The sequence below is a fragment of the Agrococcus pavilionensis RW1 genome, assembly GCF_000400485.1.
GTDB lineage: Bacteria > Actinomycetota > Actinomycetes > Actinomycetales > Microbacteriaceae > Agrococcus > Agrococcus pavilionensis.
Window position 1 is genome coordinate 11,766 of the sequence record NZ_ASHR01000010.1, and the last position, 17,788, is coordinate 29,553.

At 73.2% G+C, this 17,788-nt stretch carries 15 protein-coding genes; 10 read left to right on the forward strand and 5 right to left on the reverse strand.

Annotation, left to right across the window (positions count from 1 at the left end; all coding sequences use genetic code 11):
• The first annotated feature begins 89 nt into the window (after positions 1-89).
• Entirely contained in the window at positions 90-752 is a 663-nt protein-coding gene (locus L332_RS18175) for a GntR family transcriptional regulator (RefSeq protein ID WP_021009675.1), read from the forward strand.
• Between the two features lie 148 nt (positions 753-900).
• Positions 901-1,605 carry a hypothetical protein gene (locus L332_RS29260; RefSeq protein WP_081645997.1) on the forward strand — a complete coding sequence of 235 codons (705 nt, stop codon included), beginning with the start codon at positions 901-903 and terminating at the stop codon, positions 1,603-1,605.
• 146 nt (positions 1,606-1,751) lie between these two features.
• On the opposite strand, the gene L332_RS18185 is transcribed toward L332_RS29260, so the two are convergent.
• Positions 1,752-3,557 carry a DEAD/DEAH box helicase gene (locus L332_RS18185; RefSeq protein WP_052588597.1) on the reverse strand — a complete coding sequence of 602 codons (1,806 nt, stop codon included), beginning with the start codon at positions 3,555-3,557 and terminating at the stop codon, positions 1,752-1,754.
• Positions 3,558-3,658: 101 nt separating this feature from the next.
• Between L332_RS18185 and L332_RS18190 the strand changes: the two genes are divergently transcribed.
• Complete coding sequence (locus L332_RS18190; RefSeq protein ID WP_021064876.1) at positions 3,659-4,549, forward strand: hypothetical protein; 891 nt, start codon at positions 3,659-3,661, stop codon at positions 4,547-4,549.
• A gap of 73 nt (positions 4,550-4,622) precedes the next feature.
• Here L332_RS18190 and L332_RS18195 read toward each other — a convergent pair whose 3' ends face one another.
• Both L332_RS18195 and L332_RS29265 read right to left on the reverse strand, forming a co-directional pair.
• On the reverse strand, positions 4,623-5,093 hold the full coding sequence (locus L332_RS18195; protein WP_031223277.1) for a cupin domain-containing protein: 471 nt from the start codon (positions 5,091-5,093) through the stop codon (positions 4,623-4,625).
• 167 nt (positions 5,094-5,260) lie between these two features.
• Positions 5,261-6,220 (reverse strand): hypothetical protein, encoded by a 960-nt coding sequence (locus L332_RS29265; RefSeq protein WP_144060997.1) that lies wholly within the window; start codon positions 6,218-6,220, stop codon positions 5,261-5,263.
• A 173-nt stretch (positions 6,221-6,393) separates the two neighbouring features.
• Between L332_RS29265 and hrpA the strand changes: the two genes are divergently transcribed.
• On the forward strand, positions 6,394-10,416 hold the full coding sequence (hrpA, locus tag L332_RS18200; protein WP_052588600.1) for an ATP-dependent RNA helicase HrpA: 4,023 nt from the start codon (positions 6,394-6,396) through the stop codon (positions 10,414-10,416).
• A 68-nt stretch (positions 10,417-10,484) separates the two neighbouring features.
• Positions 10,485-10,829: a DUF6804 family protein gene (locus L332_RS18205; RefSeq protein ID WP_021009683.1), complete on the forward strand. Its 345-nt coding sequence runs from the start codon at positions 10,485-10,487 to the stop codon at positions 10,827-10,829.
• 30 nt (positions 10,830-10,859) lie between these two features.
• Here L332_RS18205 and L332_RS18210 read toward each other — a convergent pair whose 3' ends face one another.
• Both L332_RS18210 and L332_RS18215 read right to left on the reverse strand, forming a co-directional pair.
• On the reverse strand, positions 10,860-11,066 hold the full coding sequence (locus L332_RS18210) for a hypothetical protein (protein WP_021009684.1): 207 nt from the start codon (positions 11,064-11,066) through the stop codon (positions 10,860-10,862).
• Positions 11,059-11,562, reverse strand: a complete 504-nt coding sequence (locus tag L332_RS18215; RefSeq protein ID WP_144060998.1) for a hypothetical protein — start codon at positions 11,560-11,562, stop codon at positions 11,059-11,061. The genes L332_RS18210 and L332_RS18215 overlap by 8 nt, the downstream gene beginning before the upstream one ends.
• A 153-nt stretch (positions 11,563-11,715) precedes the next feature.
• Between L332_RS18215 and L332_RS18220 the strand changes: the two genes are divergently transcribed.
• From L332_RS18220 to L332_RS29270, 5 genes are all read left to right on the forward strand, one after another.
• On the forward strand, positions 11,716-12,918 hold the full coding sequence (locus L332_RS18220) for an MFS transporter (protein WP_021009686.1): 1,203 nt from the start codon (positions 11,716-11,718) through the stop codon (positions 12,916-12,918).
• Between the two features lie 69 nt (positions 12,919-12,987).
• The gene (locus L332_RS18225; protein ID WP_021009687.1) at positions 12,988-13,812 is read left to right on the forward strand and encodes an aldo/keto reductase; all 825 of its coding nucleotides are present in this window, start codon (positions 12,988-12,990) and stop codon (positions 13,810-13,812) included.
• Between the two features lie 32 nt (positions 13,813-13,844).
• On the forward strand, positions 13,845-14,816 hold the full coding sequence (locus tag L332_RS18230) for a TetR/AcrR family transcriptional regulator (RefSeq protein WP_021009688.1): 972 nt from the start codon (positions 13,845-13,847) through the stop codon (positions 14,814-14,816).
• 113 nt (positions 14,817-14,929) lie between these two features.
• Positions 14,930-15,829 carry a DUF4349 domain-containing protein gene (locus L332_RS0114755; protein WP_081645998.1) on the forward strand — a complete coding sequence of 300 codons (900 nt, stop codon included), beginning with the start codon at positions 14,930-14,932 and terminating at the stop codon, positions 15,827-15,829.
• A 217-nt stretch (positions 15,830-16,046) separates the two neighbouring features.
• Positions 16,047-17,735: a CAP domain-containing protein gene (locus L332_RS29270; RefSeq protein ID WP_021009690.1), complete on the forward strand. Its 1,689-nt coding sequence runs from the start codon at positions 16,047-16,049 to the stop codon at positions 17,733-17,735.
• Positions 17,736-17,788 lie beyond the last annotated feature (53 nt).

Here is a 17,788-nt window from a genome sequence, read left to right on the forward strand (position 1 = left end):
GGCGGGCCGAGCTCTCGCGGCCTCCTGGCGACACTCGCACATCTGCATGCAGATACGCAAGTAACCGCATCCGTGCCACACTGAGCGCCATGGACGATCGAGGGCGCCGTCGCGACCACAGCGCGTCCACGTACGAGCAGCTGCGCTCGCTCATCGTCGAACGCCGGCTCGCGCCAGGCATGCCCCTCTCGGCGCCTGAGCTGGCCGAGCAGCTTGGCGTCTCGCGCACGCCGGTGCGCGAGGCGATGGCTACGCTCGTCCTCGAGGGACTCGCCGTGCGGACGGGCTCCAACCGCACGATCGTCGCGCCCGTGTCGGTGGAGGAGCTCGGGCACGTGCTCGACACCCGCGCACGGCTCGAGGGACTCATCGCCTCCGACGCCGCCCGGCGCGTGACCGATGCCGACGTCGAGATCCTCGAGCGGCAGATCATGCTCATGGACCGCTTGCGCGATGACTACACGCAAGTGGTGCGCTTCGGCGCCGAGTTCCACGACGAGCTGCAGCGCATCAGCGGCAACGTGCTCGCCGAGAACCTGCTGCGCATCGTGCGCGGGCACGTGGATCGCTACCGCTCGCTCACCTCGGCTCGACCGGGTCGCGCATCCGACGCCACCGACGAGCACAAGGCCGTGTTCGAAGCGGTCGTCTCCCGCGACCCCGAGCGGGCCGAGGCGGTCATGCGCGCACACATCGACTCAGCGAAGTCGGTCGCGATCTCGCTCATGCTCGAGCGCGACGCCGCCGAGTGAGCCGAGCGCATCCGCTGCGGTGCGCTTGAGCCGCGACTGCGCGAATCGACGCCGGATCGTGATCGCCACGATGCCCGCTCGAGAGCACACTGGATGCCACCGCGTCACGGCCGAGCGGCAGCCGGTGCGCATGCCGAAGGAGCGCATGATGCCTCGGACGACCCTCCCCGGCGGCCGCCTGCGCGACAGCGCGGCGCTCGCGCTCGCCGCGCTCGCGCTCGCCGCGTGCAGCGGCGCGTCGCCCGGCGACTCCGCGCCGCCGTCCCCCTCTGCGTCACCGAGCGCATCCGCCACCCCGACGCCGACCGAGACCACCGCGCCGCCGACGCCTAGCGCGAGCCCTCGCCCGAGCGTCACGCCGAGCGCCGACCCCGAGCCCGCGCCCGCGGCTGCGTACTGCGGCGACGAGTTCATCCTCGACCGCCCGCACCTCGTGTGGTGGGAGGGCACCGAGGCCGAGCAGCTCGCGGCCGGCGACGCGCAGCCGGTCTTCGAGCCGCCGGCGGTGCTCGAGGGCCTCGACGTCATCTGCGTCTCGACCTTCTCGAACCCGCTCGACGACCCGGCTGGCGGCGTCGTGCGCATCGCGGAGGCGCTCGTCGAGCGCGAGGACGCGGCCTTCGATCGGCTCGAGGCGTGGGCCGCGGCCAACGGCTACGCCGCCGTCTCGGAGGGCCCCGGCTACCTGCAGTACGCGCCGCCCGCCGACGCCGACGGCTCGCAGCGGAGCCTCTTCTGGGCGCCGCTCGACAGCACGCAGCCCTCGCTCGGCAACGCCGACACGATCATGCGCTACACCGACGCCGACGCCGACGACATCTACGTGACCCACGCCGTGACGATGCCCGACTGACGTGGGGCGGATGCGTCCGGGCGGCTCATGCGCGCCGTTGCGCGATCGTTACGGACGGCTCCCCCGCCGAGCGCCCGCCTCCCGCAGACTCGGAGGACCACTAGGTGCCACGCCGCACGATCGTGCCGCAGGGCTGACCGCCGCCGTCAGCGCCGGTCGACGAGCCGCCGCAAGTAGTGGATGCGGTCGCGCAGCTGCTGCATCGAGGCCTGCGCCACGGGCGGCCCGCCGCACACCCGCCGGGCCTCGGCATGCACGAGCGCGTGGGCCTCGCCGCGCCGCTTCGCGACGATCGCGACGAGCGAGTTGAGCAGCTGCCGCTCCTCGCGCATGTTGCGGTAGAGCGGCTCGGGCGCCTCCTGCGCCGGCGGCCGATCGCGGATGCGCGCCGCCTGCCGCGCGTGCCGGCGCTTCAGCAGGTCGGAGATCTCCTCCGCGTCGAGGATGCCCGGGATGCCGATGAAGTCCATCTCCTCCTCGGTCGCCGGCTCGACGAGCTGCCCGAACTCCGCGTCGCCGAAGAGCACGCGGTCGAAGGTCGCGCTCGACTCGAGCGGCTCCCATGTGAAGGGCGCGGGCTCCCGGTCGTCCTTGTCGCCCTTCTCGGCCGCGGCCATGAGGTCGTCCTCGAGCAGCTGGTCGTCGGGCTGCTCGCGGTCGAGCGCGTGGTCGCGCTGCCGCTCGAGCTCGGCCGCGAGCGTCAGCAGCGGCGGCACCGACGGCAGGAACACGGTCGCGACCTCGCCGCGGTGGCGCGAGCGCACGAAGCGGCCGATCACCTGCGCGAAGAACAGCGGCGTCGCCGAGCTCGTCGCGTAGACGCCCACCGCGAGCCGCGGCACGTCGACGCCCTCCGAGACCATCCGCACCGCGACCATCCACCGCTGCGTGCCCTTCGAGAACGCCTCGATGCGCTCCGAGCCGCCCGGGTCGTCCGAGAGCACGACGGTCGGCTCCTCGCCCGAGATGCCGCGCAGCAGCTGCGCGTACTGCCTCGCCTGGGCCTGGTCGGTCGCGATCACGAGACCGCCCGCATCCGGCACCGCCTGGCGCACGTGCGTGAGCCGCACATCCGCCGAGCGCAGCACCTGCTGGATCCACTCGCCGCCCGGGTCGAGGGCCGTGCGCCACGCGCCATTCGTGATGTCCTTCGTGTCGCCGTGGCCGAGCGTCGCCTTCATCTCGTCGCCCATCGACGTGCGCCACTGCATCGTGCCGGCGTAGGCCATGAAGAGCACGGGCCGGACGACGCCGTCGCGCAGCGCGTGCTCGTAGCCGTAGGCGTAGTCGGTCTGGCTGAGCCGCACGCCGCGCTCGTCGCGCACGTACTCGACGAACGGGATGGGCGAGGTGTCGCTGCGGAACGGGGTGCCCGTGAGCGAGAGGCGGCGGGTCGCCGGGCCGAACGCCTCGAGCACGGCGTCGCCCCAGCTGAGCGCATCGCCCGCGTGGTGCACCTCGTCGAGGATGATGAGGCTCGGCGCCGAGGTGGTGATGCGCTCGTGCACGGATGCGCGGGCCGCGACCTGCGCGTACGTCACGACGACCCCGTGGTACTGCCGCGGGTAGTCGCCGTCGGCGTTCGCGAAGTCGGGGTCGAGGCGGATGCCGGCCTTGTGCGCGGCGTCGGCCCACTGCTGCTTGAGGTGCTCGGTCGGGGCGACGACCGTGATGCGGCGCACCGTGCCGCGCCGCAGCAGCTCGGAGGCGAGGCGGAGCGCGAAGGTCGTCTTGCCGGCACCGGGCGTCGCAGCCGCGAGGAAGTCGCGCGGCTCGGTCTCGAAGTACTGGGTGAGCGCCTCCTGCTGCCACGCGCGGAGCGGCTGGGCGGTGCCCCACGGGGCGCGATCGGGGTAGAGCGGCGGCAGGTTGTCGGCCGCCCACGAGCCGAAGTGGCCGCCGTCTGCGGGGCCCTCGGGGCGCGCGATCGGCTGGCTGGTCACTCGCTCCATCGTAGGCGCGACCGCCGACGCGGGCGCGGTCGCGCGTGTCGCGCGCGGCTCCTGGGAAGCGGCCCCGTGCCATCTCAGGCGAGCCTGCCTAGGCTGGCCGCATGCACTACCTGCTCGGCCTGGCTGCCCTCCTGATCGGCGTCGTGATCGCGACCCGCCGCACGCGGCCCACGTGGTTCGTCGTGCTCACCGCCGTGCTCATCGGCGTCGGCGCGCTGCTCGCCGTGCTGAGCTACGCGCGCGTCACCGACTCGCTCGGCCTCGTCGCCAACAACGTGCTCGGTTGGACGTACGTCGGGCTCTCGATCATCACGATGCTGTCGGCGGTGTTCGTGCTCGAGCGGCGCGGCGAGTTCGGCGAGGAGCTGCCGCCGCTCATCGGCGACAACCCGCTCGACGGCGACACCGACGACAGCGACGACCTGCCGCCCGGGCAGCCGCACCCCGACTTCGCCGACGCCGCTGCCGAGCGCGCGCGCGACCAGGCGGGAGCTCGCAGCCGCGCCGAGGCGCGCGGCTCCGCGGGCCTCTCGGCCGGGCTCGCGGGCGGCGCGGGCGCGGCGGCGGCGACGGCCGCGGCGTTCGGCGACGGCGTCGTGCCGACCGCCGACGAGCTCGGCTCCGACCCGGCCGCGAACCGCGGCGGCACGCTCGCGAGCGACGCGGTCGCGGGCGACTCGAGCGGTGCCGGCGCGGCGCAGCCCGAGGCCGGCACGCGCGGCGGCACCATGCCCGAGGCGCACCCCGGCGAGACCGAGACGCCGCGCGGCTACTCCCCCGCTCCCGAGGAGGGCCACCGGGGCCGCGACGAGGACGCCGACGCCGAGGGCGCCGGCTACCGCCCCGGCCCGAGCGAGGGCGCGCAGGACGGCACGGCGGTCATCGGCGCCGACCCCGACATCCACACGCCCGCCGACGAGACCGACGTCGAGGCCGCGCCCGAGGGCCGCGCCGACGACGGCGACCGGACGGATGCGCCCGGCCGGGATTGACGCATCCGCTCGTCTTCTGCAGACAGCACGACGCCCGCCGGTCGACCGGCGGGCGTCGTCGCGTCGAGGGAGGCTAGGCCGTCTCCTCGCCCTTCTCGTCGACCTCCTCGACCCACGACGGCGGCTCGTCGCGACCGGCCTCCTCGTCCTCCTCGGCCTGCTCGGCCGTCTCCTGCACGATGCCCTGCGCGTGGTGCGTGGGCGCGTAGATCGCGTAGAGCCGCAGCGGCTCGTCGCCGGTGTTCTCGACGTCGTGCCACGTGCCCTCCGGCACCTGGATGCTCCAGCCGTCGCTGACCTCGGTCTCGGTCAGGTCGTCCTTCGTCGGGCCCATCTTGGCGACGCCCTTGCCCTGGTCGATGCGCAGGAACTGGTCGGTGCCCTTGTGCACCTCGAGCCCGATCGAGTCGCCCGGCTCGATCGACATGAGCGTGACCTGGAGGTGCTTGCCCGTCCAGGCGACGTGGCGGTACGCCCCGTTCTCGACCGTGGCGGTCTCGATGTCGAAGACGTTCGGCTTGGGTCCGTTGTCCTTGATGTCCATGCTCCGCATCCTGCCTCCGGAGGCTGAGAAGAGCCAGGAGAGACCGGGTGGCGTCGCACCGCGCGCCGCCCCGCCGCGTCGCGCTTCGATACCGGGACCCTGATTCGGCAGCGGGACCCGAGAACTCGGGTCCCGTCGCCGAACTCGGGTCCGCGACGCATCCCCGCTCATGTCGGCGACTGCGACCGGCTCGCGAGGCCGAGCTGCGCCGGGCGCACTCGCGGCACGCCGTACGCGGTGAGCAGCGCGTCGAGCCTCGACGGCTGCAGCACGTCGAGCCACACCCAGTGCGCGGGATCGCCCGTGTACAAGAGGTCGTCGTCCCGCAGCTTCTCCCGCGCGAGCGCCTTCGCGCCCGTCGTGCCCACCTCGTTCGCGAGCGCGCCGTACTTCACCGCACCGTCGAACTCGCCGTACAGGGGTCGGCGCCCGGGTCGCTCGAACGTCATGTCGACCCGCCAGCGCCTGCCGGTCGGACCGGTCACCCATCGCTGCAGCTCCGGCGCGGCGAAACCGAGCTGGAAGACACGCACCCGACTCCACGACTCCCCGACCGACTCGCCGCGCTCGTCGGCGAACGCGATCGCCCAGTGCGCGGCATCGTGGCCGCGGCGGCTCTGGCGCTGCAGCGCATCGAGCACCTGCTGCTTCGTCGTGCGCCGCTCCCGCAGGGCGAAGTCGAGTGCCGACACCGAATCCAGCGGTTCACCTCGTCGAGCGACCTCCGCGAGCGCGTACGCGAGCGAGCAGACGCGCAAGCCGCCCACGTCGACGATGTCGTCCGGGTCGAGCTCGACCGACGAGTGCACCACACCCGCCTTCTTGTGCGCCGTGCGCCGATCGCCGGTGGTGTACACCGCATCCGGCCGCCCGAAGGGAACGCCGTGGGCCGCGAGCGCCGATTCCCGGGCGAAGATCGGCCGATCGCGCACCGCGTTCACGGCATGGATGCGCGTGAGGTAGCGCGCGTCGTCGGTCGATCCGTCGAACGCGGCGGCCTCCGCGTAGACGCCATGGCGCACGCGCGCGAGGCTCGCGTCGCGCTCGGGCTGCGCCCCTGGCACCACCTGGCCGATCTCACACGCTCGCTGCAGCGGCACGACCGCCGGAGCTGTGCTGCGTTCCATGGGGCGCACCATGCCACGGACTCGGTGGCGCGTGTCGGCACCGACCGACCGACGGTGGAGAGTGCGCGACCCGACGATCGGGCATGGACCCGATGTCGGTCGCGGGACCCGGGATCTCGGGTCCCGCTGCCGAGGCGGGGTCCGTCTCCGATGGCGGGGCAGGCGCGGGGCGGATGCGGCAGCCGCGCGGGCGCGGAGCCGCACTGCGGGAGAATGGTCGGGTGCGCATCGAGTACCCGGCTGAGCTGCCCGTCAGCGACGCGCGCGACGAGATCATGGCGGCGATCCGCGACCACCAGGTCGTCGTCGTCGCTGGCGCGACCGGCTCCGGCAAGACGACGCAGCTGCCGAAGATGTGCCTCGAGCTCGGTCGCTCGAGCATCGGCCACACGCAGCCGCGCCGGCTCGCCGCCCGCACGATCGCCGAGCGCATCGCCGAGGAGCTCGGCACCGAGCTCGGGCAGGAAGTCGGCTACAAGGTGCGCTTCACCGACCAGGTGAGCGCCGACACCCGCGTCAAGGTCATGACCGACGGCATCCTGCTCGCCGAGATGCACCGCGACAAGGACCTCCGGGCCTACGACACGATCATCATCGACGAGGCGCACGAGCGCAGCCTCACGATCGACTTCCTGATCGGCTACCTGCAGCGGCTGCTCCCCCGCCGCCCCGACCTCAAGGTCATCGTCACGAGCGCGACGATCGACCCCGAGTCGTTCAGCCGCCACTTCGGCGGCGCGCCGATCATCGAGGTCTCCGGCCGCACGTTCCCGGTCGACATCCGCTACCGCCCGCTCGTCGCCGAGGCGCAGCGCGTCGGCGCGCAGGACGCCGACGACGACGGCGAGCCCGACGAGCCGACCGTCGACCTCGACCCGATCGAGGGCATCGAGGCGGCGCTGAAGGAGATCGCGCGCGACGACTCCGGCGACGTGCTCGTCTTCTTCCCGAGCGAGGCCGACATCCGCGACGCGCAGGACCAGCTGCAGGGCAAGCTGGGCCCGGCCACCGAGATCCTGCCGCTCTACGGCCGCCTGAGCGCCGCCGAGCAGCACCGCGTCTTCGAGCGCTCGACCCGCGCGGGCATCCGTCGCCGGGTCGTGCTCGCCACCAACGTGGCCGAGACGAGCCTCACGGTGCCCGGCATCCGGCACGTCATCGACACCGGCACTGCCCGCATCTCGCGCTACTCGGCGCGCAGCAAGGTGCAGCGGCTGCCGATCGAGGCGATCAGCCAGGCGAGCGCCAACCAGCGCTCCGGCCGCGCGGGCCGCGTCGCCCCCGGCATCGCGATCCGCCTCTACTCCGAGGAGGACTTCGACCGCCGCCCCGAGTTCACCGACCCCGAGATCCTCCGCACCAACCTCGCGGCCGTCATCCTGCAGGCCGCGTCGCTCGGGCTCGGCCCGCTCGAGGAGTTCCCCTTCCTCCAGCCGCCCGATCCGCGCGGCATCAAGGACGGCCGCGACCTGCTGCGCGAGCTCGGCGCCATCAGCCCGAAGGGCGACATCACGCGCATCGGACGCGAGCTCGCGCGGCTCCCCGTCGACCCGAGGTTCGGGCGGATGGCCTTGGCCGGCCGGGACGCGGACGTCGCCCACGAGGTCATCGCGATCGTCGCGGGGCTCACGATCCAGGACCCGCGCGAGCGCCCGCTCGAGCGCCGCGAGGAGGCGGACCGCATGCACGCGCGGTTCATCGACCCGAAGAGCGACTTCATCACGCTGCTCGCGCTGTGGCGCTACCTGCAGCAGCAGCAGGCGAGGCTCTCGGGCAACCAGTTCCGCAAGCTGTGCAAGGCGGAGCACCTCAGCTTCCTGCGCGTGCGCGAGTGGCAGGACGTGGTGCGGCAGCTCACCCGCTCGATGGGACTCAAGCCAGACTCCGCCGGTCGTCGAGTAGGCCCGAAGGGTCGCATCGAGACGCGGAACGGGAGTGGTCTCGATACGCCGGCTTCGCCGGCTACTCGACCAGCGGAGGGAGCGCCGGCTACTCGACCAGCGGGTGGAGCGACGGCTGCTCGACCAGCGGAGGCGGTGGCGGTCGACGCCGACGCCGTCCACAAGGCGCTCCTGTCGGGCCTGCTCGGCCGCATCGGCCGCCTCGACGAGACGCAGAAGTCGCAGCAGCCGCGACCCGGCGAGCCGGGCTCGAAGCGACGGATGCGTCCCCGCCCCGAGTACGTCGGCGCGCGCGGCGCGCGGTTCCAGATCTTCCCGGGCTCGGGCCTCGCGAAGAGCCCGCCGCGCGCCGTCATGGCCGCCGAGCTCGTCGAGACGAGCCGCCTGTTCGCCCGCACCGTCGCATCCGTCGACCTCGCCTGGGCCGAGCCGCTCGCGGGCGACCTCGCGAAGCGGCAGGTGAGCGAGCCCCATTGGGAGCGCAAGCAGGGCGCGGTCGTCGCGTTCGAGAAGGTGACGCTCTTCGGCGTCACGATCGTCGAGCGGCGGCGCGTGCAGTACGCGCGCATCGACCCGGAGCACGCGCGCGAGCTCTTCATCCGCCACGCGCTCGTCGAGGGCGAGTGGGACAGCCCGCAGGAGTTCGAGCGCAAGAACCGCGAGCTGCGGCGCGAGATCGAGCGCCTCGAGGAGCGGCAGCGGCGCCGCGACCTGCTCGTCGGCGACGAGGCGGTCTTCGAGTTCTTCGACGCGCGCATCCCCGCCGACGTCGTCTCGACCCGCAGCTTCGAGGGCTGGTGGCGCAAGGCGCGCGAGGAGTCGCCCGACCTGCTGACGATGACGCGCCGCGACCTCACCGGCGAGGAGCCGCAGGTCGACTCGCGCGCGTTCCCGACGAAGTGGCAGCAGGGCGAGCAGCGGCTGCGGCTCAGCTACCGCTTCGAGCCGGGCGCGGCCGACGACGGCCTCACGGTGCACGTGCCGCTCGCGGTGCTGCCGCGGCTGAGCCCCGAGGGCTTCGACTGGCTCGTGCCCGGCATGCGCGAGGAGCTGCTCACCGCGATGATCAAGAGCCTGCCGAAGCACGTGCGCAAGCACGTCGTGCCGGCCGGCGACTGGGCGCGCGGCATGCTCGCCGAGCTCCCCGACGAGCCGGCGGGCGGCGAGCGCGCGCGGTCGCTCTCGGAGGTGCTCGCGGCGCGGATCTCGCGCACCGCCTACGTGCAGGCGGCCGCGACCGACGTCGACTGGGGACGCATCCCCGACCACTTGAAGCCGACGTTCGCGGTGGAGGACGCCCGCGGCCGCCGGCTCGGGCAGGACAAGGACCTCGAGGCGCTCAAGCGGCGCTTCGCGGGGCAGGCGCGCACCCAGGTTGCGAAGGCCGCCGTCAAGGTGACGAGCGACCTCGAGCGCGACGAGGTGGCGGGCTTCGACACCGACCTGCCCGAGCACATCGACGTGCGGCAGGGCGGCAACACGGTGCGCGCCTACCCCGGCTATGCGGTGACGGGCAAGGGCACGGTCGGCATCCGGCTCGCGTCGACGCGCGCGGCGCAGCAGCGCGACCAGCGGCAGGCGGTGCGGCAGCTGCTGCTGCGCCAGGTGCCGAGCCCGGCGCCCTACGTGCAGGCGAACCTCACGAGCGCCGAGAAGCTCGCGCTCGGCGCCTCGCCCTACCCCTCGACCGACCGGCTCTTCGACGACCTCATGCTCGCGATCATCGACGCCGAGCTCGGGCCGCGGCCGCCCGCGACGGTCGCGGAGTTCGAGGCCCTACGCGCGCGGGTCGCCGACGGGCTCGTCGACCGCATGTTCGCGCTCGCGAGCCAGGTCGCGCGCATCCTGACGAGCGCGCGGCTCGCCGACCGCGCGATCCGCGACGGCGCGAGCCTCACGCACATGGCGGCGCTCGCCGACGCGCGCGCCAACCTCGAGCAGCTCGTCTTCGACGGCTTCGTGAGCCGCACGGGGCTCGAGCGGCTCGGCCGGCTCGAGGTCTACGTGCGGGCGATCGAGCACCGCGTGAAGCGGCTGCCCGAGACCGCCAACCGCGATCGCGCGTGGATGACCGAGGTCGAGCAGGCCAAGCAGCTCTACACGGCGGCGGGCGGCACGCTGCCGCTGCCGCCCTCGGTGACGGATGCGGTGGCGAGCGCGGACGAGACCGGCAAGGCCGAGCGGCTGGTCACCGCCCGCTGGCTGCTGGAGGAGCTGCGCGTGAGCCTCTTCGCGCAGCCGCTCGGCACGGCGGGACCGGTGAGCCTGCAGCGCATCAGGAAGGCGCTCGCGTAACCGCTCGTCGAGTAGCCCGCCGCAGGCGGGCGTATCGAGACGCCTGTACCGCGTTAGGTTGGGAGGCGATGTCCTCCGACCGCTACGGCCCCACATTCCAGCGCAACGCGCTCGCCCCCGGCATCCTGCTCGCGATCCTGCTCGTCGTCGCGACGCTGCTGCTCGACAGCGAGTGGTACGGCACGCTCCGCTTCGTGATCGCGGTGCTCGCGATCATCATCGGCTGGTTCGCGCTGCAGGCGAAGCACTGGTGGTGGGTGCCGCTGTTCGCGGTCGTGGCCATCGCGTGGAACCCGGTGCTCCCCTTCGACTTCGCCGGTCAGGGCTGGGCGCTCGCGCACGTGGGCGTCGCGCTCCTCTCGCTCGTCGCGGGCGTGCTCATCAAGAGCCCGCGCGTCGACGACCGACGTTAGGCGTTCCACCGGCCAGCGCTGCTCGAGGAGTCAGGCGCGCTGCTTCGCGAGCTCGACGATCCACGGCTCGGTCTCGATGCCGCGGATCTCATCAGCCACGATGCGTGCTCGCGCCGCGGCGATGCGCTCGGCCTGCGTCACGATCTGCCCGGTGATGCGCGAACGGTAGACCGTCTGCGCCGGCCGCGCGGGCTCGCCCCCGCCCGTGGTCGCGTCGTCACGCTGCTCGTCAGCCATCGTCGCCTCCTGAGCCCATTCTCCCTCGGTCGGGCTCGGCCGTCGAGTGCGCCTCGGCCGTGAGCGCGAACTCCGTCGCGGCGGCGATGATGTCGGCCTCGTGCTGGTCGGCCCACTCGCTGCGACCGAGCGCCTCGAGCACGCCGAGCCCGATGACCGCAGAGCCCCCGCCCCGAGCGACTTCCGTGAGCGCCCACTCCGCTCGCGCCCACCACTGCTCCTTCCGCCGCTGCCGCTCGAGCTGCCGGCGGTCCTCCTCTGCCTGCCGCCGGGTGGAGCGCGCGCCGTAGGCCGCCGCGGCGAACGCGATGAGCGCGGCGGCGACCGCCGCGGCGCCGCCGAAGCCCGCCGACGTCAGGAACGTCGACCACGCGAGCGCGTCGCCGAGCAGCGCCACCGCGAGACCGCCGGCGATCAGCCCGACGACGACGCCGAGCGCCGCCGACAGCACGGCGATCGCTCGCCGGTCGCCGAGCTCGTCCACGCTCCTGGCCATGCGCGGATCGTACGCGGCGAGCCCCCAGCCGCACCACGGGAGATCGCACCCCTGTGGAGGAACGCGTGCACCGCATCCGCCCCGTCACCGACCGCGCAGACACCTCCTCCGGCATGCACGTCCGCCGGATGCAACCCGTCGTAGGCTCTCCTGGTGCGTGCGTACGGTGAGGTGCTGAGGGTTCCGGGGCTCGCGCGCATCATGCTCGCGCAGCTCATCGCGCGCTTCCCCGCCGGCATGTACTCGCTCGGCATCCTCATGCACATGGAGCAGCAGCACGGCTCCTACACGGCCGCCGGCCTCGTGCTCGCCGCCTTCTCGGTCGGCATGGCGATCGCCGGCCCCTTCGTCTCGCGGCTCATGAGCCGCTTCGGCACCGTCACGGTGCTGCTCACGACCGCGATCATCTCGATGCTCGCGCTGCTGTCGATCGCGAGCTTCGAGATCCCGCTCTGGGGCGATGTGCTCGCCGGCGCGATCGCGGGCGCCGCGATGCCGCCCGTCGTGCCGACCGTGCGCACCCTCTACCCGCGCATGGTGCAGCAGCGCCTGCTCGCGCCGCTGTTCTCCTTCGACGCCGCGCTGCAGGAGATCATCTGGGTCTTCGGCCCCGTGCTGCTGACGCTGCTCGTCTCGCTGCTGGGCACCGGCCCGACGCTGCTCGTGACGATCGCGATCCAGGCCGTCGGCGCGCTGTTCTTCATCCTCTCCCCCGAGGTGCGGCGCCTGCGCATCCCGCCGACGACCCGCAAGCTCGGCCGCGTGCTGCGCAAGCCCCCGGTGCTGCTCTCGGTCATCGTCTCGTCGATGTTCATCGGCGGCTTCGCGGCGGTCGAGGCGGGCGTCGTCGCGACCTTCGGCGAGGGCGCGCTCGAGGCGGGCATCGTGCTCGGCGTCTCGGCGCTCGGCTCACTCGCGGGCGGCTTCGCGCTCGGCGGCCGCGGCATCACGCCCTGGTCGGTCGCGATCCGCCTGACGATCGTGCTGCTCGGCATGGCCATCGCACTGCCGCTCAGCGACGTCGTCGGCCTCTCGATCGCCCTCTTCATCGCCGGCATCGGCACCGCGCCCGCGCTCGCCGCCTTCTCAGCGATCGTCGCCGGCACCGTGAAGTTCGCCGACACCCCCGAGGCCTACGCCTGGATCGGCACCGGCCAGCTGCTCGGCGCCGCCCTCGGCTCGGCGATCGCGGGCGTCGCGATCGACGCGAACGGCGGTGTGGGCGGCGTCTGGGTCGCGGTCGTCATGGTCGCGATCGCGGCGGCGATCGCCGCGATCTTCCGCCACCACCAGCCCGACCTGCGGCAGGGCATCGGCGAGCCGCCCGACACCGCGCCGGTCGAGCTGCCGCGCTGAGCCGCGCGCGGGCCATCACTCCCCCGCGCGACGGACGACGCCGCGCATCCCGCCTGCCATGATCGACGCGTGCCCCACGAACTCGAGCTCAACGACGGCAGCCGCCTGCCCGCGGTCGGCTTCGGGCTCTACAAGGTGGCGCCCGCCGAGACTGTCGACGTCGTCGCCGCGGGCCTCGCCGCCGGCTACCGGCTCATCGACGGCGCCGAGCTCTACGGCAACGAGCGCGAGCTCGGTGAGGCCCTCCGGCGAGCGGATGCGTCGGGTCTCGACCGCGACGAGCTCACGGTCACGAGCAAGTTCTGGGGTGAGGCCTCGCAGGTGCCCGCCGCCGTGCGGGCGGCGTTCGACGCGAGCGAGCGGGCGCTCGGCCGGATCGACGTCTACATGATCCACTGGCCCAGGCCGGCCCGCGACCGCTACGTCGACGTCTGGCGTACACTCGTCGAGCTGCAGGCCGAGGGGCGCGTGCGCACGATCGGGGTCAGCAACTTCACCGAGGAGCACCTCCGCCGCATCATCGGCGAGACGGGCGTGACGCCCGCGATCAACCAGGTCGAGTCGCACCCGTGGCTGCCGCAGCACGAGCTGCGCCGCGCGCACGACGAGCTCGGCATCGTCACCCAGGCGTGGAGCCCGCTCGGCCGCTCCCGCGTGCTGCGAGACCCGACCATCGGGCGCATCGCGGCCGAGCACGGCGTGACGCCCGCGCAGGCGATCATCCGCTGGCACCTGCAGGCCGGTGGTGCCCTCGTGCCGAAGTCGACGCATCCGCACCGCTTGCGCGAGAACCTCGACGTCGACCGCTTCACCCTCAGCGACGCCGACATGGCCGCGATCGCGGCGCTCGAGACCGGCGAGCGCACCGGCACGCACCCCGACGACCGCAACTAGCGACCAACGACACGACACGAGACGCGACACCCATGACGAGCATCGGCAGCCACGACGAGTCCCCGCACCTCCCTCACGCGCACGCCCTCACGTGGGGCGTCGCCGCGCTGCCCCACCGCGGCCCGAAGCGCGAGCTGAGCACCGAGCGCATCGTCGACGCGGCGATCGAGATCGCCGACGCCGACGGGCTCGAGGCGGTCAGCATGGGCAAGGTCGCGGCGGCGGTCGGCGTCGCGCCGATGTCGCTCTACCGCTACGTCACCGGCAAGGACGACCTGCTGCTGCTCATGTTCGACCGCGCGAGCGAGGTGACGGTGCCGAGCACGGGCGGCTCGTGGCGCGAGCGCGTGAAGCAGTGGGCGCTGTTCGTGCGCGCGACCTACGACGCCCACCCCTGGCTCGCCGACCTGCCGCCGAGCGCGACGCCCACGACGCCCAACCGGCTCGCGATCCTCGAGGCGGGCCTCGTCGCGCTCGAGGAGGTCGACGCGCCCGATCGCATGAAGGTGCCGACGCTGCTGCTGCTGCTCGGCTACATCGCCCTCTACGCGCGCGCGTCGAGCGACGCGGACGTCGACGACGAGGTGCGCCGCGCGCTGCCCGAGCTCGTCACCGACGAGCGCTTCCCGCTGCTCGCGCCCGCCGTGCGCGAGGGCATGTTCGAGCCGCGGCAACCCGACGACGGCCGCGGCTTCGGCTTCGGCCTCTCTCGGCTGCTCGACGGCATCGAGCGCTGGCTCGAGCGCAACGAGCCCGACGACGCCGACGAGCGCATGCCCGCCGCGATCGTCGCCGACAAGCAGGTGCGCGAGGCCGCGAAGGCCGTCGCCGAGGCGCGCGAGCAGCTGCGGCGCGCGGAGTCGAAGGCGGCGGATGCGGTGGCGAAGGCGACCGAGCGGCTGCGGGCTGCCGAGGCCAAGACCGAGGCCGCGGAGGCGAAGGCGGCCGCGAAGGCCGACGCGAAGGCTGCGAAGGCGGAGGCGAAGCGCGCGAAGCGCGACTGACCCTGTTTCGTTGGTCGAGTAGTCGGCCGAAGGCCGACGTATCGAGACCCAGACGCCCAACTCCAAAGAAAGGTTGGGCTGTGCTTCTGCCCCTCGCGAAGCACGCTGGAAGCATGACCCGCAGACTCGCCCCGATGGCCGGCATACTGATCGCCGGCGCCGTCCTCCTCACCGGCTGCGGCGCGAGCGGCGCCTCGACCGGCTCCCCGCTCCTGCCGACCACCGACCAGGGCGGCTTCCCCGAGTCCGCGCCCGACTTCGAGGAGTCGGCCGGCGGCGACAGCGGCGGCCTCCCCGAGCAGGACACCGACAACGATCGCGACGTCATCATCACCGGCGACGTGTCGATGCGCGCCGAGGACCCGATCACGACGGCGGATGCGGTGGCCGACGCCGTCGAGGCCCGTGACGGCTCGATCGACGCGCGCTCCGAGGGTGCGTCGACCGACTTCGAGCCGGCGTGGGCGACGCTCACCGTGCGGGTGCCGGCGCCGCAGGTCGAGGACCTCCTCACGGCGATCCGCGGCCTCGGCGACGTCACCGCCGTCGACACGAAGGAGCAGCGCGTCGGCGCGCAGGTGCGCGACCTCGAGGTGCGGGTCAACGCGGCGCGAGCCTCGGTCGAGCGCCTCACCGAGCTGCTCGGCACGGCCGCGAATACCGACATCCTGCTCGACGTCGAGGCGCAGCTGACGCAGCGCACCTCGGAGCTCGAGCAGCTCCTCTCGCAGCAGCGCACGCTCGCCGACCAGCTCGCGATGTCGACGATCGACGTCAGCATCCGCGCGACGACGGTCGAGGGGCCGACGGGCACGCCGAGCTTCTGGGACGGACTCGTCGGCGGCTGGGGCGCGTTCCTCGCGTGGGGCGCCGCGTTCCTGTTCGGCCTCGGCCAAGCGGTGCCGACGCTCGTCGTCCTCGCGCTGCTCGCGCTGCTCGCCCTCGTCGTCGTGCGTCGGGTCATCAAGCGGATGCCGTCCCGTAAGACCGCTGCTCCCCCGGTCGTCGAGTAGGCCTGGAGGGCCGCATCGAGACGGGGGCGACGGGTCTCGATACGCACCTGCGGCGCTACTCGACCGACGGGGGTGGGGAGCGACCGGTCTCGACACGCGCCGGCGGCGCTACTCGACCAGCGGGTGGGGGCGAAAGTTCTAGCCGAGGTTGAACCCCTCCGCTACGCTCATCCTGGCCCCAGCCTGTTCTGATACTCCGACCGTCACGAGGTCCGCTTTGTCCCGCCGCCGCTCCCTGCTCTACGCCGCCCTGGCGACGCTCGGTCTCAGCACCGTGCTCGTCGTGGCACCCGCCGCGCCGCCCGCGATCTCGTCAGAGCAACTCGCTCAGACGCAGGAGGCGCACCTCGCGGTGATCGACGAGATCTCGATGTGGGATGCGCGCTCCCCGCACCCGCGCATCGGCACGGTCTCGGGCGACCCGGTCGCCGGCACGATCGAGATCGGCTGGGCGGGTCCCGTGCCGTCCGAGGTCCGGGCGATCGCCGACGACGCGGCGACCCGCGGCATCGACATCACCTTCGTGGCGCAGGAGGCGAGCGAGGCCGAGCTGGTCGAGCTCGCTCACGCGCTCGCCGCATCCATGCCCGCCGACGGCGCGTTCGCCATCGGCATCGGCGCCGACTCCCTCTCGGTCGAGGTGCCGACGCCCGAGGCCGCGGAGGCGGCCGGCACGGAGCCGATCGCGCTCGAGGGCGAGGTGCTCGAGGTCATCGACGAGACCGAGCAGGCCGCCGAGCAGCTCGGCGCGACGGTCACGGTCGAGGAGACCGACACCGTGCCGACGACCACCGCCGTGACCGAGCTCGCGCAGGGTCAGCCGGTCGACGCATCCGCCGCCCTCTTCGCCGGCCGCTCGAACGACTCGGCCGAGGTGTCGGGCGGGATGCGCGTGCAGACGCAGTTCGCGAGCGGCTCGTGGGTGGGCTGCACGTCGGGCTTCACCGGCTTCTACGGCCACCAGCCGGTGATCGTCACCGCGGCGCACTGCAGCGACTTCCGCGACGGCCGCGCGGTGCGGAACGCCGCCGGCACCCGCATCGGCACCTCCGACCTCGTGGCCGAGCTCAACGACGGCGCCCGCCCGTACGACCTCGGCACGATCGCGCTGTCGTACGACACCCGCACGCTGCCACGCATCTACACGAGCGAGACCGCGACCGTCAGCATCACCGACACCCAGCTCTCGTTCCCGCCCGCGGGCTACCAGCTGTGCTCGTCGGGCCAGGTGACGGGCTGGAAGTGCAACATGACGACGGGCGCCGCCTACGTCGCCTGCTACGGCACCGAGTGCATGAACGTGCAGGAGGTGCGGGCGAGCAGCGGGAACGCGTTCTGCCGCGGCGACTCCGGCGGCCCGGTCGTCAGCACGCCGAGCTCGGGCGGCGCGATCGCCGTCGGCGTCGTGTCGGGCCTGCGCGGCACGAACGTCACGTGCTCCGATCGCGGGCTCATCGCGCCGATGTCGCAGCTCATGGCGACGATCCCCGGCCTGCAGCTCCACACCGTCAGCGGCAGCGTCGCGGGCGACGCGCCCATCGCCATCCTCGACCGCATCAACGCCGAGCGCCGGGCCGCCGGCGTCGCCCCGCTGTCGCAGGATGGGTGCCTCAGCAGCATGGCGCAGGGCTGGTCGGCCACGATGGCCGCGACCTCGGCGACCGGCAGCGCGCACAACCCCAACCTCAACGCGCAGGCCCGCGGCTGCGCCATGCTCGGCTGGGGCGAGAACGTCGGCCGCACCTCCGGCTCGGCCGTCGCCCCGAACGGGATCATGGACGCCTGGATGGCCTCCTCCGCCCACCGCGCCAACCTGCTGAGCACGTCGTTCACCCACGTCGGCATCGGCGTCGAGCGCGGCTCGAACGGCTACTGGTACTACGTGCTCGACTTCGGCCGCCGCTGAGCTGACCGACCCCACTCTGCCAACGCTCAACCAGCGCAGGCAGACTGACCCGC